This window comes from Romboutsia faecis, assembly GCF_014323405.1.
GTDB classification, from domain to species: Bacteria; Bacillota; Clostridia; order Peptostreptococcales; family Peptostreptococcaceae; genus Romboutsia_E; species Romboutsia_E faecis.
Map to the genome: position 1 here is coordinate 307,418 of NZ_JACRWE010000002.1, position 15,637 is coordinate 323,054.

A 15,637-nucleotide genomic window follows, 5' to 3' on the forward strand; every position below is an offset into this window, starting at 1 on the left:
ATTTTGTTACATTAAATAAGATAAATCAGATTTAGACATAGATAAGTATCACATGTTAAGGAGAGAAATAAAAATGAAAAATAATAAGAGACCACTTATAATAGGAATAACTGGAGGAACTGGATCTGGAAAAAGTACTGTTTGCAAATCTATAATAGAGAATATACCAGAAGAAAATATATCTATATTAGAGCAAGATGCTTACTACAAAGATCAAAGCCATTTAAGTTTTGAAGATAGACTAAAAACTAATTATGACCATCCGCTTTCTTTTGATAATAAACTTTTAATACAACATATAGAAGATTTATGTGAAGGTAAATCAGTAGAAAAGCCAGTTTACGATTATGAAATTCATACAAGAAAATTAGACGAAACTATAACCATAGCTCCAAAAGATATTATAATAGTAGAAGGTATTATGATATTAGAGGATGAAGAATTAAGAAATAGACTAGATATAAAAATATATGTTGATACAGAAGATGATATAAGAATTCTTAGAAGAATACAAAGAGATATAAAAGAAAGAGGTAGAACAGTAGACTCAGTAATAGATCAATACTTAAGTACTGTAAAACCTGCTCATGATCAATTTATAGAACCATATAAAAAATATGCAGATATAATAATGCCAGAAGGTGGACATAATCAGGTTGCTATAGATATAGTAATATCCAAAATAAGAAGCCAATTAAATTTAATATAATGAAATAAGTATTAACCCCTTAAGTTTTGTCAAAAATGACAAATACCTAAGGGGTGATTTTATGTCTAGAATAAAGGGTCCAGTATCTAAAAGAAGCAGAAGCAGAATCAAGAGTATATTTTTAATATGTATATTGATTTATAGTTTCTTGCTTTATAGATTAGCTGATATAAAAATATTTAAATATGAAGAATATTCAAAACGTGTAGAAAATCAAAGTACAGATAAAATAAATTTAAATTCTGCTAGAGGTATAATTTATGATAGGAATAATATACCACTAACAGATACAGTTAAGAAAAAGGTACTATTAGTGCCACAAAAACTTTTAAATGGTAATTATGAAAATATAAGCTTAATTAAAAAAGCAACTAATATAACTGATGAGGATATATTCAAGGCAGTTCAAGAACAACTTTTAAGTAATATTGTAGAAATTGAAGTAGAAGATATAAATGAGAGTATGATAAAACAACTAGAGGAAAAAGAAATTATTGTAAGAGAAAAAACATTTAGATATTCTGAAGATAATCTTTTAACTCATACAATAGGATATTTAAAAAAAGCAGATAAAAGTCCTCAAAGTGGTATAGAAAAAGATATGGATGATATTTTAAAAGATAGCAATAAAGAATATGTATCTGTATTTAAAGCGGCAGATTCAGGGAAAACTCAAGGTCTAGATATACTGAATGGAAGTATTGAAACTGTAACGTCGAGTGATGATGATAAACATATTAGACTTACAATTGACTCTAAAATTCAAAAAATAGTAGAGGATACTGTTAATAATGAATCAAATCCTACAGCAGTGGTGATTTCTGATATAGAAAGTGGAGAAATACTGTCTATAAGCTCAAGACCAAATTATAATCAAAATGATATATCAAAATATATTAACAGTAATAATAGAGAGTTAGAGAATAGGGCTATATCAGTTACTTATCCTCCAGGTTCTGTATTTAAAATAGTTGTATTATATGCAGCCTTAGCTAATAAGGTAATTGATGAGAATTATACATATAATTGTACAGGTAAAACTAAGGTTGGAAATACGGATGAGGTACTACATTGTCATAACTTAGATGGGCATGGTAAGGAGACTTTAAAAGATGTTTTTGCTAATTCCTGCAATCCGGCATTTTTGGATATAGCTAGTAAGGTAGGAAAAGAAAAAATTTTAGAAGCTATAAAAACTCTTCATTTAGATGAAAGTGTTGGCATAGGATTAGATGAGGAAGTATCATCTAAAATACCAAATGAAATAGCTATAAGGAATTTAGCAATAGGTCAAGGTTCCTTAGAATTTACACCGATACAAATAAATCAACTTACGCAGATAATAGCTAATAATGGTACATATAAGCCATTATATATTTATGATAGTGTAATCAATAATGATAAAAATATAATAAAGGTATTCAAAAACTCTAAAGATGAAGAAATCATTTCGCCTTATATAATAACTAAAATAAAAGAAATTATGAAGTCTGTTTCAGAAGAAGGTACAGCAAAGGATCTTGCTGATTTAGAAGGTGGATGTGGAGTGAAAACCGGTACAGCTCAAAGTAGTTTGAATAAAGTATCTATTAATCATGGATGGATAACCGGATTTTATCCAAGTGAAAATGCAAAATATGCAATTACTGTTCTAGTAGAAGGTACAGAAACTGAAAGTAAGTCAGCAATACCGATTTTTAAAGAAATATGCGAAAAAATAAATAAAGAATATTTTTAAAATAGTCAACTTACATCTACTTGATACATATAATTTAAAATGATATGTGTCAAAGGGGGTGGATATTTGACTATTCTAAAATCATTTGAAAAACCATTAACCCCTGAAGAAGAAGTATACTATTTAACCAAGTTTAAGCGAGAAAATGACGAGTCATCAAAAGAAGTATTAATAGAAAGGAACATGAGATTAGTAGCTCATATAGCAAAGAAGTATAATAACTCTACAGAAGATCAAGATGATCTAATTTCTATAGGTACAATAGGATTAATAAAGGCCATTGAGACATATAACGTAGATAAGGGCACAAGGTTAGCTACTTATGCATCTAAATGCATAGAGAATGAAATTCTTATGAATATAAGAACAAATAAAAAGAATAAGTCACAGGTTTCACTTCAAGATCCTATAGGTATGGATAAGGAAGGAAATGAAATAAGTTTGATTGATGTGTTGGGGACAGATATTGATTATATTGTGGATCAAGTTGAACTTAAAGTAGAAATAAGCAAACTTTATGAAAAATTAGATAAAATTTTAACTGATAGAGAAAGAGAAATAATAAAGTTAAGATATGGCCTGACTACTATGGGATATAAAACACAACGAGAGATTGCACAAAAACTTCAAATATCTAGATCCTATGTGTCTAGAATAGAAAAGAGAGCTCTTAAAAAACTAAGAAAAGAACTTAAGACAGAAAAAAGCCTTGAATAGGGCTTTTTTCTTTTTGGAAAATTTTTCAATCTATCAAATATTATAGAGAAGTTAAGCAAATATAAATTTTTTAATTTGAATCAAGAATTGACAAATTATTTATAATGACTATGATAATATTACATATATGTTAATGAATACTAAGATTTAAAAAATATATAACAATATTTAATTTTTTTACGTACCAATAGGTAAAAAAACAAAAAATAATACCTAAATTTTATGAGGTGAGATTGATTATGGAAAATATCCAAGAATACATGCAAATATTGAAGTTGCTAAATATAATAATACTGATTTCTATTATAGTTTTATCTGCATTTATGTTTTTTTTATATAAAAATATATCATTTGCAATTATTTTATTAATACATAGTATAGAAATAGGAGTTAGTATTTATTATATAAGTTATTTATCATCAAATTTAATAAATATGGACATAACCTATTTGATTAGCTTAATGTTTATTACTAAAGTTATAATATTAACTTTATTTTATAAGAAAATCAATTTTAAAAGGTATCTAAATTTTTTATTAATAGTAGGGTATACACTTGCAGTATTATCTTTAAGTTCCGGTTATGAAATATCAATGATTATAAGTATTATATTAAATATCTTAATTGTTAATCTAGGAATTATAGATAAGATAAAAAATGTAAAGCGTAATCTTAATAAAAATAGGCACAAGTTAAAACTAAACAGAAGATACATATCAAAAGCCATAACAGAAATGGAACTACAATCTAATCTAAAGCATAATCTCAATGAAAAAGTAAAGACACTAAACAATAAAATAGAAAACACTATGGAAACATTGAATTTACCTATATTTATTTTGAATAGTGAAGGTGATTTTATTTATGGAAATAGGGAATTTGAAATGTTTTTAAAAGAAGATAATATTTATTCTCAAGAGGCAAATATTATAGCTTATTTAAAAAAGAGAATAAAAAATTTTGATGAAATGATAAATAGTATAAACTCTGCATGTAATCAAATTGATAAGTTTATAAATATTAACACTTATGATGATAAAGTATTTAAATTTATTTGTACTTTAGATGTAATGAATGAAGAAACTCTAAAAATATGTATATTGGAAAATATTACAGATGATATAAAAATGAAAAAGGGATTAAAAGAGAGTGAAGAAAGATATAAGAAACTTATGAATATATTAAATGATGGAGTAATAATTCATACTATTGATACAGTAAGTTATATAAATGATAAAGCATTAGAGTTATTTAATATAGATAAAAAGATGAAGAAAGTATTATTAATAGATGATATAAAAGGGAATATAATTAAGAAAAATAGAAATAGTTTTATAAAAAATATAGATCTAGTTAGAGAGGGAAAAGAAGATAAAACGATAAATAAGATAGAGACTGAAGATGGGAAGATAATTGAATTCATGACTACCTCTATTACATTAAATAGTACATCTATGATGTTAAGCATAGCTATAGATATAACCGATTTTGAAAATGCTAAAAATCAATTAGAAGAAAGTGAAAAAACTTATAAACTATTACTACAGAATCTTCCAGAAGGAATTGTCATAATAGATAAAAAAACTAAAGTACATACTTATAGAAATAAATCTATGATAAAAATACTTAAGTATATAGGTTCAGATAGGTTTAATGAAATAGTCAAAGAATATATGAAGGATGAAAACTTTGGTAGATTTAAAAAGTTTTCAATAAAAGAAGATAAGAATATTAATTTATCTATGTCTATAACAGATTCTAAAGAAGATGATAATTTAGTTTGCGTTGTTAGTATATTAGATAATGAATACAAGGCAGAGCAAATGATAGAAAAACTAAATGAAATGAGAGATAAATATAAATTCAAAACAGAATTTTTATATACAATATCTGCTAATTTAAAGAGACCAATAAATACCATTTTCGAAGTAAATAAAATACTTCAAAATAATAAATCAAAGTATGATCTTAAATATATCGATAATTATGCAAGAGTTGTTAAGCAGAACTCTTATAGATTAAAGAGGTTATTAAATAATATAGAAGAAATAAGTAAAATAGAAAATGGGATTTTAGAAATGAACTATAGAAGATGTGATGTAGTTAAGTTTGTAGAGAATATAGTTAAACTTTCGAGAGAATACTCAAAAGATAAAAATTTAGAAATACTTTTTATTACTAATATACAGAAAAAAGTAATTCTTATAGATAAAGATAAAATAGAGAAAATATTATTGAATTTACTATCTAATTCAATAAAGTTTACTAATAATAATGGAAAAATAATGGTATCTATAAATTCAAACAAAGAAGAAGTTATTATTTCAGTGGAAGATACGGGAGTAGGAATACCTAATGAAAAGATGGATGCTATTTTCGAAAATTTTGAACAAGTAGATACGACATTGTCAAGGGGTGCTGAAGGTACTGGAGTAGGACTAGCATTGGTTAAGAAACTTGCATATATTCATAATGCAAAAATAAATGTTTATAGCAAAATAGGATATGGAAGTAAGTTTGAACTAATATTAGAGAATAGCAAATCTAATACTATGGATGAAGAAAATGAAGAATATGATAATACAGACATTGAAAAAATAGATATAGAATTTTCAGATATATATTTTGACATAGGCTCTTAAAAGAGTATTAATTAAACTAAGAGGGGAATAAGATGTATAAATATTTAGAAATACTTAATGTATCAATTTTTCTTACAAGTTTATATTTAGTATTTAGTAATTTATTAGGGAATAAATATAAAAAATCAATTATGAGATTTGTAATGCTTATAACTATAATATCTTTAAAAATAATATTAATATTAAATAGTAATAATTCTAATGGGTTTATTTTTTTTAGAAATATAAGTGACTTGATAGTATTGTTATTATTAGTAGAAGTAGAAGTTAAGAATATTAAGAAAAAAACAAAACAAATTATATTATCAATAAATTACATATTAGCTTTAGGATCATTAATATTATCTTTAGACACAAAGAATATTCTATATAGTACTGTTATAGAGACCTATATATTAATGACAAGTTTATATTTATTTTCTACATATTTATCTCATACTAAATTTAAGATGAAGTACACTATTCATTTTATATACTTTGGACAGATATTCGTAAATCTTATATTAAAAAATAATATATTACTTATAAATACAAATTTGATTTTAGGGTTAATGTTTAGTATATATATTTTAATAAAATTATTTAAAGAATATATAAAAAATACTTATGATAAAAATCTAAATATTACTAGTAAAATTAACAGAAGTAACATAAATATGAAAATGCATAGTGAAAAACTAAATATGAAAAAAAATACAAATAATGAGATTTATGAAATAATAAATAAAAAAGAGAATTTACTAAATTTAATGTTAAAAAGTTTAAATAAAATTATGTTTTTAATAGATAGTGAAGGATACATAATAAATGAAGATAGTAGCTTTTATGAAATGTGGCAAGAATATAATGACTATAAATATAATATTAACTTAGATGTATTTTGTAAAAATAGTATAGAAGATTCTAATAGATTTTTAAGAAATGTAGAAAAAGCTAGAAAAATATTCGACTGCATAGATGATGAAATACGAGATAGAAAAGGTCGAATTATTAACTGTAGATATTTACCTGTTAAATTAAATAATGATGATATAGGTATAGTTTGTATAATGACAGATATAACTTCTAGAAAAAGTATAGAAATGAAAATAAAAGATAATGACACTAAGTATAAAAAAATAGTTGACAACATGCCTTATTCAGTACTCGTCACTAATAAAGAGGATATTATTTATGATAATAAGAAAAATGAGTATATAGATTTTAATAAAGAAGATATTAAGAATATAATATTAGGAGAATATCCAAAAGGCGAACTTTATTATACTTATGATAATGGTATGGATGTATGTTTAAATATTGATAAAATAGATTATAGAGAAGGTGAAGACGGTAGAAGTTTACTTGTTATAAGAGATATAACTAACTTTAAAAACTTGTTAAAAAATTTAGAGTACAGTAAGAAAAAATATGAATCTTTAGTAAATACTATTCCAGAAGGCATATATGTATTAAATTTTGAAGATAAAACCCTTCAGTATGCAAATTCTGCATTTTTAAATATGGTTGGAACTAAGGATCTTCATAGTATAGATATAGATGGAATAAATAAAAATATTATTGTTACATCAGGCAATATAAATGATAATGTTAAATATAAGAGAGATATACTAGTAAATAGATACGGTGAGGACATAAATATTGAATATGGTGGTATGCTTTTAAATATAAATAAAAAAATAAAGATGATTGGTATAGTAAGGGATATTACTGAGCAGGTAAAAACTGAGCTAATAGAACAAGAAATAGAGGAGAAGGAAAAGTTGAATCAATCAAAGACTGAATTTTTTATAAATATGTCACATGAATTAAAAACTCCTTTGAATTTAATTCACTCAAGCAACCAACTTGTTGAGGTAGTATATAAGAATGAATTAGAGAGGTCTAATAACATAGATGTTTTAAATACTGTAGAAGTTGTAAAAAAACATGTAAACATACTTATGGGATTAATCGATAATATAATAGATCTCGCTAAATTACAGTCGGATTTTCATGAAATTAAAAGAGATTATTATAACATAGTGGATATATCTGAAGATATAGTTAATGAATTTAGTAATTGTGTAAGTGATAATGAACTTAACATAATTTTTGATACAGATGAAGAAGAAAAAATAGCTAATATTGATCCTGATGATATAGAAAAGGTTATATTAATTTTGCTGTCTATAGTTGCTAGATATTCAATAAATAATAGTGATATTCACTTTGACATAGGTAGTAGAAATGATTTTATAACTATGTCTATAAAAAATAATGGTGGGTATGATTATAATAAGTATATAAATGATAATGAAAGAAAAGTTCTTGATATGGGAATTGCATTAGCGAAGCTAATAGTAGAATTATATGAAGGAAAATTAACAATAAAGACAAGTGACACTAATAATATAGAAATAATAGTTGAAATAAAAGCTGACTATAAGATTAAGATATATAAGAAAAGAATTAAAAATAAGCAAGAAGATTTTGTTTACTCAGAGTACAGGAAAATGTGTAGTTTTTAGTTTGTTAAAATATGGTATAATTTAAAACTAAATTGATAATAAATTATAGGTAGGAGATAGTATGAAAATAAATTCTAAGACTAAAACAGTTTGCTTACTAGGTCATCCAATAGAGCAAAGCTTTTCACCGAGTATACATAATTATTTATTTGAAAAGTATAATAAAAATTACACTTATATATGTTTTGATGTTAATCCTGGTGATTTGAAAAAAGGAATACAAGGCTTAAGGGCTTTAAAAATATTTGGATGTAATGTAACTATACCTCATAAGGTAGACGTTATTAGATATCTAGATGAAGTTGATAAAAATGCAAAGTTAATTGGAGCTGTAAATACAATAAAAAATGAAGGAGGTATTTTAAAAGGATATAACACGGATGGAAAGGGATTTGTAAAGTCTATTTTAGATAAGGGATATGATCTAAAGGGTAAAAAGGTAATGATTATAGGTGCAGGTGGTTCGTGTAGAAGTATTGCAGTAGAACTTGCATCAAATAATGTTGAATTAATAGAAATAAGAAATCGTAGTGAAGAAAGAGCTAAGAATATAACATTAATGTTAAATGAAAATTTTGATATAAAAGTTCAATATTCTACTAAAAAAATAGAAACAGCTGATTTAGACTCTATAGACATATTAATAAATACAACACCAATTGGAATGGGAACAAGTGAATGCCCTATAGATGAGAGTATAATTCCAAATAAAAAACTATTAGTATGCGACATAGTATATAAGCCTCATGATACTAATTTCATTAAGTGGGGATGTAAAAATGGATTCGATACTATCTATGGCATAGATATGTTGATAAATCAAGGTTTAGAGGCATTTTATATATGGACTAATATAAATCCTACGAAAGAAGATCAAAATGCCATAAAGAAATTTTACCTAGATAGTATAAAGTAAAAACTATTCTGAAAGGTTTGAATTAAAATTAAACAAATTTTAAAAGATAGAAAAGGCGGATTTGCATTAATTGAATGCATTATTAGTTTATCTATTGTGATGTTGGCAGTATGTATTATAAGTATAACTATACAAAGTAGTAGTAACTTCACAATAAGTAATCAAACTAATATAGAAATGTTAAGTATTGCGGAAACATATATCAATGATAAAAGAGACTTAATAAAGTATTCTGATACTGAAAATATTAATTTTTATGAGGAAGAGCAATTAGGAAAATACAAAATAGTATCTAGAGTAATTAAAAATGAAGAATATTATCAGTGCTATAAGTTGAATATAAGAGTTAGTTTACAAAATAAAGGTGTAGAGGTTAACACATATGTTACGAAACAATAAAGGATCAATAATGATTGTTACTATGATAATATTCTCTATAATAAGCACGATATGTATAACTTGTATAAGTTTAACATATAGTAATGTTAATATTGCTAGTTTAGAATTAAAAAATTTACAATTGAAAGAAAATGGGTTAGGTGCAGTAGAAATAGTATATGGAAATATAAAAAATGAAATCGAAAATGCTATTGATAATTGTAGTGACTCTCAAGAGTATATTAACTATATTAAAAGAGATAACTACAAAAGCTTTATATTAATCTGTAAAGATATTTCAAAAAGTGATTTAAATAATACTACGGTGGAATTATCTAATAAAACTCCGTTTGGAGAAGTTAAGAATTTTGAATTTGAAATGAAAGTTACAGCTAAAGAAAATAATTATAAAAAACAAATCAAAGTAAATATAAAAATAAAAAATCCTTGGAATGAAATAAGTACACTTCAAGAATATGCAAAAAGCGAAGATACAGATATAGAGGAAGTAATTACAGAAACTAATACAGAAAATAATGAACTTGATAATATAAATGAAACAGATATAATTGAAAATTCTGAAGATGAGATCGTAGAAGATAAAGAAGATGATATAGATAATAAAAATGATTTAGAAGATTTAAAAGAAATTTTTAAAAAGTATAAACTAATAACTATATATAATTACGAGGAAATATAATATGAAAAGAGATGGCGTGTAACTTTAATAGAATTGGTAATAACAATTGGTGTTATTGTTTTGATTTGTAGCATGTGCATACCTAAATTTAATTCATACAATTATGAAATTAATTCTTTTGCTAAGCAGATGTGTAGTGATATAAGATATGTTAGATCAAACAATATGCTAGGAAACCTAAGTTCATTTGTACTTATGACTAAGGAAAATGGTCGCAATGGATACGTATTAGTGGATAAAGGTATTCAAGTAAAAAATGTATATTTACCGAATAATGTAGATATTACATATCCAAATAAAAAGATATATTTCAGGAATGATGGTACTCCGAATCCAACTGGATCTACTATCAAAATTTTTAATAATAAAATAAGTAAAGAGATAACTATAGTTCCGGTTAGCGGTAGAGTTCTTTTTAAGGAAGATCAATATGAAAAATAAAGGTGGTTATTTACTTCTAGAAAGCATAATATCATTATCTATAATATTGACATTATCACTAGTATTATATTCTCTGTTAATACTATGCATAAATACTAAAAGTTCAATAGAGGATAAAGTAGAAGTCCAGCAACAAGGACTAGAAATGAGTAAAAGTATAAAATCTTTAATTGAGAAATCAAAAGGAATAATAGATATAGAGTTTGACAATACCGATAGTATAAATGAACAAGGAGTAAACTTCAAAAGTGCAGTATCAGTAAAGTGTAGATATAGTAATGAAGATGATATAAATTATTCTAATAATAAGAATAAAGAAATTAGTTTTAAAAAAGGACTAAATAAGTTATTTATAAATACTCTTAATATAAAAAATCAAAGTGAGGCTGGAGGGTATGAAATAGGTGACTATGTAGAAAAAATGTATGTATCAAAAGATGAGAGTAATAAATTTATTAGCATGAAGCTAAAATTACAAAAAAATAAAGAAATCTATGAAACTAAATTTAAAGTATACATAAGAAATTTTGAGGGGGAATATAGGTGAAAATTATATTAATAGGACTCATGGGTGCAGGAAAAACTACAATAGGTAAAGAACTTTCAAATAAATTAAATTTAAGATTTATAGATATGGACGATGAGATAGAAAAGCAGTCTAAAATGAGTATAGTAGATATATTTGAAAAATATGGAGAAAATAAATTTAGAGAAATAGAGTCAAAACTTTTAGAAAAGTTAGTTTTAGAAGATGATATTATTATTTCTACAGGTGGTGGAATAATAAAAATAGATGATAATTGTAAATTATTAAATAAACAGGATAATGTAGTATTTTTAAATGGAAGCATAGAAACTTTAGTAAAGAATGTTTCCAATGATATACATAAAAGGCCTCTATTAAAAAGTAGTACAGATTTATATGCAAAAATAGAAGAGCTTTTAACCGAGAGGTATGAAAAATATAAGGAATCTTCTGATATAATCGTGGATATAAATAATAAAAATATAAATGAAGTGATAAGTCAAATACTTGTTTATATCAGATAATTTATGATATTATTATATAGTAATAAAAATTGTAATCTAAATGTTAGGGGGCAAAAATGAAAATCATAGTAATAAATGGACCAAACCTAAACCTTCTAGGTAAAAGAGAACCTACAGTATATGGCAATAATACCCTAGAAGATTTAGAAAACTACATTAAAAATGAATTTAAAGAAAAAATAGATGTGGAATTTTTTCAAAGTAATTATGAAGGTGCTATAATAGACATGCTTCATAGAGCGAATGATGAATTTGACGGTGTAGTGATTAATCCAGGTGCTTTTACACATTATAGCTATGCAATTCATGATGCTATAAGATCCATAAAAACTAAGGTAGTTGAAGTACATATATCTAATATTCATCAAAGAGAAGAATTTAGACAAAAAAGTGTAACAGCAGCATCTTGTATAGGTCAAATATCTGGTTTTGGATTTTATGGTTATATTTTAGGAATAAATGCTATTCTTAATTTTAGTGAGTAAATATTACATAATATACACTAATATAACTTGACAAGATTACAATAGAATATATAATTGAAAAAGGTAAGGTGATTATAATATAGTAAAGGTTTTTATAGAAGTATTTAACTAAGATGAAAATAAAACTTTTGCTTATAATAATAGATAGATAAAGTCTAAGTATCACCAAAATATATTCAGATAATAAATTTATTTTATGGAGGAACAGAAATGGTATCAGCAAGTGATTTTAGAAAAGGTGTAACTTTCGAAAAAGATGGTCAACCATGTTTAATAGTAGATTTCCAACACGTTAAACCTGGTAAAGGAGCTGCTTTCGTAAGAACTAAATACAGAAACTTAAAAACAGGAGCAATAAGAGAAGAAGCTTTCAATCCAAGTGATAAATTCCCTAAAGCTCATATAGAAACAAGACAAATGCAATACTTATACAATGATGGAGAGTTATACTACTTCATGGATGAAGAAACATATGACCAAATACCATTAAACTATGTACAAGTTGAAGACGCTATAAAGTTCTTAAAAGAAAATGAAGTAGCTACAATAAGATTCTATCAAGGTCAAGCTTTCCAAGTTGAAGCTCCAAACTTTGCAGAACTAGAAGTTGTAGAAACTGAGCCAGGAATAAAAGGAGATACTGCAAGTAACGTAACTAAAGCAGCTACAGTAGAAACAGGTGCAGTTGTTCAAGTTCCTTTATTCATAAACCAAGGAGATAAAGTAAAGATAGATACAAGAACTGGAGAATATTTATCAAGAGTTTAATTATTTATGTATATAAAAGCTTATATATCTTAATAATAAAGATATATGAGCTTTTAATATATGTAAAGAAAGAGAGGGGTATCCATGAAATACTTATATGAAGAAGTTGCATACCTAAAAGGTCTTGCAGAAGGATTAGAAATAAGTAAGGAAACAAAAGAAGGGAAAATAATACATAAAATTGTAGAGGTTCTAGAAAGTTTTGCTGATGCCATAGTAGACTTAGAAGAAGAACAAGCTGATCTTATAGAATATGTAGAGTCTATAGATGAAGATTTAGCTGATATGGAAGAGGATATTTACGAAGATGAAGATGAAGATAGTGATGAAGACTCTGATTTTAGCTATGTTGAAATGGAATGTCCTAACTGTGGTGATTTAGTAGATATTGATGAAGATTTATTATACAATGATGAAATTGATGTTATCTGTCCTAATTGTCAAGCAATAATACTATCTTCTGATGATGACGATGATAGTTATATAGAATGTACAGAAGTTTGCGATTGTGATGATGACTTATAAACATTTATAAAATGTATTGATTTTAATTACCTATGAGGCTTATATAGTTTCATAGGTTTTTGTTTATTAATGAAAGAAATTTTAGTTTTGCAATAGTTTTAAAAAAATAGTACACTATAATCTAGAGATAATAAACTCGGAGGTCGTATTATGAGAATAAGTAAAAGAATACTAGAGAATATATACAAATTTGAAGAAACTATAGATTATAAATTTAATAATAAAGAATATATACTTGAGGCTCTTACACATAGTTCATATTCTAATGAAAATAAAAGATATAATTTTAATGAAAGATTAGAGTTTTTAGGAGATTCAGTATTAAGTATAGTAGTTAGTGATTATTTATTTAAAAATGAAAAGGATTTGCCTGAAGGAGAGCTTACTAAACTAAGAGCGAGTATAGTTTGTGAAGAGTCTCTAAGTGAAGTGGCTAATAAAATAAAGTTAGGTGACTTTATGTTACTTGGAAAAGGTGAAGAAGCAACAGGTGGTAGAGAAAGAATATCTATACTTGCCGATGCCTTTGAAGCTGTTATAGCGGCAATTTATTTAGATGGTTCTATAGAGGATGCAAGAAACTTTATACTAAATAATATGAAGTATATAATATCAGACGCAAGAAGAGGAAAGATATTTAGGGACTATAAAACGCACTTACAAGAAGTTTTACAAGGTAAGGGAGAAAGTAATATATGGTATAAATTAATAGATGAAAAAGGACCGGATCACAATAAAAGATTTATTATGGAGGTTGGAACTAATAATGATGTTCTAGGAATCGGAGAAGGCAAGAGTAAGAAAGAAGCAGAACAATTAGCAGCTAGAGTAGCGTTAGATAAAATATTATAAAATCAAATAGCTAAACTTTGGATAATCCCATCTTAATAGCTAAAGGGATAACTAGTATCTAGTTTACTACTTAGATGATATAATTTTTATTAAATCAGACATAGGTTGAAAAGGATGATGATAAGTGAAAAAAAGGATAATACCAATATTTGTACCTCATAGAGGATGTCCTCACGATTGTATATTTTGTAACCAAAAAAAGATAACTGGAGTAAGTACAGATGTTACAAGTGAAGATGTAAGAAACATAATTGAAGAATATTTACCAACTATTGATAAGGATGCAAGTGTTGAGGTTGCATTTTTTGGAGGAAGTTTTACTGCAATAGATGAAGATATTCAAAATAATTTATTAAAGATAGCTAAGGAATACGTAGAAAAAGGATTAATTCAAGATATAAGAATGTCTACAAGACCGGATTGTATAAATGAAGACATTTTAAATAGATTAAAAGAATATAGAGTAAGTATAATAGAACTTGGAGTACAATCTATGGACAAAAATGTTCTAATAGATAGTGTAAGAGGGCATGATACTGAGGAAGTAATAAAAAGTGCAAAGCTTATAAAAGAAAGTGGAATTAATTTAGGATTGCAAATGATGGTTGGATTACCATCTGATACAGAAGAAAAATGTATTGATACTGCAAGAAAGTTTATCGAACTAAAGCCTGACTGTGTGAGAATTTATCCTACATTAGTTGTTAAAGACACAGGACTAGAAGTTTTATTAAATAAAGGAGAGTACAAGCCTTTTACATTAGAACAAAGTATTCAAATAGTTAAAAAATTATTAGCTTTATTTTATGTAAATAATATAAATGTAATAAGAGTTGGACTTCAAGCTACAGAAGATATACAGGTTGGTAAGGCTGTCGTAGATGGTCCACATCATCCAGCTTTTAGAGAATTAGCTGAATCTGAAATGATTAGAGATTATTTAATTTATATAGCTAATAAATATAGTGTCGAAAAATATATAACTGTAAAAACTAATAAGAAAAATGTTTCTAAAATAATTGGAAATAAAAAATCGAATAGTAATTACATGAAGAATGAATTAAAAATAAATTTAAAAACAAAAGAAGAAGATATTGATATAAATGATTTAGAAATTGTATTAGATGATAATAAGTCTATAAAAATAAATATGAATGACATATATAGTAGTTTATATAATATTTACAACCTTTAGTTTTATCGAAG

Annotated in this window: 16 protein-coding genes; all 16 read left to right on the forward strand. The window is 25.4% G+C overall.

Annotated features, from left to right (window positions below):
* Positions 1-73 precede the first annotated feature (73 nt).
* Complete coding sequence (gene udk / locus H8923_RS04825; RefSeq protein WP_153924144.1) at positions 74-709, forward strand: uridine kinase; 636 nt, start codon at positions 74-76, stop codon at positions 707-709.
* A gap of 61 nt (positions 710-770) precedes the next feature.
* Positions 771-2,447 carry a peptidoglycan D,D-transpeptidase FtsI family protein gene (locus H8923_RS04830; protein WP_153924145.1) on the forward strand — a complete coding sequence of 559 codons (1,677 nt, stop codon included), beginning with the start codon at positions 771-773 and terminating at the stop codon, positions 2,445-2,447.
* Positions 2,448-2,513: 66 nt separating this feature from the next.
* The gene (sigK, locus tag H8923_RS04835; RefSeq protein ID WP_153924147.1) at positions 2,514-3,164 is read left to right on the forward strand and encodes an RNA polymerase sporulation sigma factor SigK; all 651 of its coding nucleotides are present in this window, start codon (positions 2,514-2,516) and stop codon (positions 3,162-3,164) included.
* Positions 3,165-3,403: 239 nt separating this feature from the next.
* On the forward strand, positions 3,404-5,806 hold the full coding sequence (locus tag H8923_RS04840; RefSeq protein ID WP_153924149.1) for a PAS domain-containing sensor histidine kinase: 2,403 nt from the start codon (positions 3,404-3,406) through the stop codon (positions 5,804-5,806).
* A 32-nt stretch (positions 5,807-5,838) separates the two neighbouring features.
* Positions 5,839-8,316 (forward strand): PAS domain-containing sensor histidine kinase, encoded by a 2,478-nt coding sequence (locus tag H8923_RS04845; protein WP_153924151.1) that lies wholly within the window; start codon positions 5,839-5,841, stop codon positions 8,314-8,316.
* 61 nt (positions 8,317-8,377) lie between these two features.
* Complete coding sequence (gene aroE, locus H8923_RS04850; protein ID WP_153924153.1) at positions 8,378-9,232, forward strand: shikimate dehydrogenase; 855 nt, start codon at positions 8,378-8,380, stop codon at positions 9,230-9,232.
* A 96-nt stretch (positions 9,233-9,328) separates the two neighbouring features.
* Entirely contained in the window at positions 9,329-9,631 is a 303-nt protein-coding gene (locus H8923_RS04855; protein ID WP_153924155.1) for a hypothetical protein, read from the forward strand.
* On the forward strand, positions 9,615-10,310 hold the full coding sequence (locus tag H8923_RS04860) for a hypothetical protein (RefSeq protein ID WP_153924157.1): 696 nt from the start codon (positions 9,615-9,617) through the stop codon (positions 10,308-10,310). The genes H8923_RS04855 and H8923_RS04860 overlap by 17 nt, the downstream gene beginning before the upstream one ends.
* A 60-nt stretch (positions 10,311-10,370) precedes the next feature.
* On the forward strand, positions 10,371-10,751 hold the full coding sequence (locus H8923_RS04865; protein WP_187127849.1) for a hypothetical protein: 381 nt from the start codon (positions 10,371-10,373) through the stop codon (positions 10,749-10,751).
* The gene (locus H8923_RS04870) at positions 10,741-11,298 is read left to right on the forward strand and encodes a hypothetical protein (protein WP_153924160.1); all 558 of its coding nucleotides are present in this window, start codon (positions 10,741-10,743) and stop codon (positions 11,296-11,298) included. Before H8923_RS04865 ends, H8923_RS04870 begins: the two co-directional genes overlap by 11 nt.
* Positions 11,295-11,801, forward strand: a complete 507-nt coding sequence (locus tag H8923_RS04875) for a shikimate kinase (protein WP_153924162.1) — start codon at positions 11,295-11,297, stop codon at positions 11,799-11,801. Before H8923_RS04870 ends, H8923_RS04875 begins: the two co-directional genes overlap by 4 nt.
* Before the next feature lie 56 nt (positions 11,802-11,857).
* Positions 11,858-12,286: a type II 3-dehydroquinate dehydratase gene (aroQ, locus tag H8923_RS04880; RefSeq protein ID WP_153924164.1), complete on the forward strand. Its 429-nt coding sequence runs from the start codon at positions 11,858-11,860 to the stop codon at positions 12,284-12,286.
* Between the two features lie 210 nt (positions 12,287-12,496).
* Positions 12,497-13,054, forward strand: coding sequence for an elongation factor P (efp, locus tag H8923_RS04885; RefSeq protein ID WP_153924166.1), 558 nt, complete (start codon positions 12,497-12,499; stop codon positions 13,052-13,054).
* Between the two features lie 84 nt (positions 13,055-13,138).
* A complete protein-coding gene (locus tag H8923_RS04890; protein WP_153924168.1) occupies positions 13,139-13,579 on the forward strand; it encodes a CD1247 N-terminal domain-containing protein in 441 nt (146 codons plus the stop codon).
* A 150-nt stretch (positions 13,580-13,729) separates the two neighbouring features.
* A complete protein-coding gene (gene rnc / locus H8923_RS04895) occupies positions 13,730-14,431 on the forward strand; it encodes a ribonuclease III (RefSeq protein WP_153924170.1) in 702 nt (233 codons plus the stop codon).
* Positions 14,432-14,555: 124 nt separating this feature from the next.
* Positions 14,556-15,626: an elongator complex protein 3 gene (locus H8923_RS04900; protein WP_187127850.1), complete on the forward strand. Its 1,071-nt coding sequence runs from the start codon at positions 14,556-14,558 to the stop codon at positions 15,624-15,626.
* The last annotated feature ends 11 nt before the right edge of the window (positions 15,627-15,637 follow it).

Excerpts from the sequence above, each read along its gene's own strand:
- H8923_RS04860 (WP_153924157.1), top strand. The coding sequence starts at position 9,615 with ATGTTACGAAACAATAAAGGATCAATAATGATTGTTACTATGATAATA.
- H8923_RS04830 (WP_153924145.1), top strand. The coding sequence starts at position 771 with ATGTCTAGAATAAAGGGTCCAGTATCTAAAAGAAGCAGAAGCAGAATC.
- efp (WP_153924166.1), top strand. The coding sequence starts at position 12,497 with ATGGTATCAGCAAGTGATTTTAGAAAAGGTGTAACTTTCGAAAAAGAT.
- H8923_RS04840 (WP_153924149.1), top strand. The coding sequence starts at position 3,404 with ATGGAAAATATCCAAGAATACATGCAAATATTGAAGTTGCTAAATATA.
- aroQ (WP_153924164.1), top strand. The coding sequence starts at position 11,858 with ATGAAAATCATAGTAATAAATGGACCAAACCTAAACCTTCTAGGTAAA.
- H8923_RS04870 (WP_153924160.1), top strand. The coding sequence starts at position 10,741 with ATGAAAAATAAAGGTGGTTATTTACTTCTAGAAAGCATAATATCATTA.
- H8923_RS04890 (WP_153924168.1), top strand. The coding sequence starts at position 13,139 with ATGAAATACTTATATGAAGAAGTTGCATACCTAAAAGGTCTTGCAGAA.
- aroE (WP_153924153.1), top strand. The coding sequence starts at position 8,378 with ATGAAAATAAATTCTAAGACTAAAACAGTTTGCTTACTAGGTCATCCA.
- udk (WP_153924144.1), top strand. The coding sequence starts at position 74 with ATGAAAAATAATAAGAGACCACTTATAATAGGAATAACTGGAGGAACT.
- H8923_RS04845 (WP_153924151.1), top strand. The coding sequence starts at position 5,839 with ATGTATAAATATTTAGAAATACTTAATGTATCAATTTTTCTTACAAGT.
- rnc (WP_153924170.1), top strand. The coding sequence starts at position 13,730 with ATGAGAATAAGTAAAAGAATACTAGAGAATATATACAAATTTGAAGAA.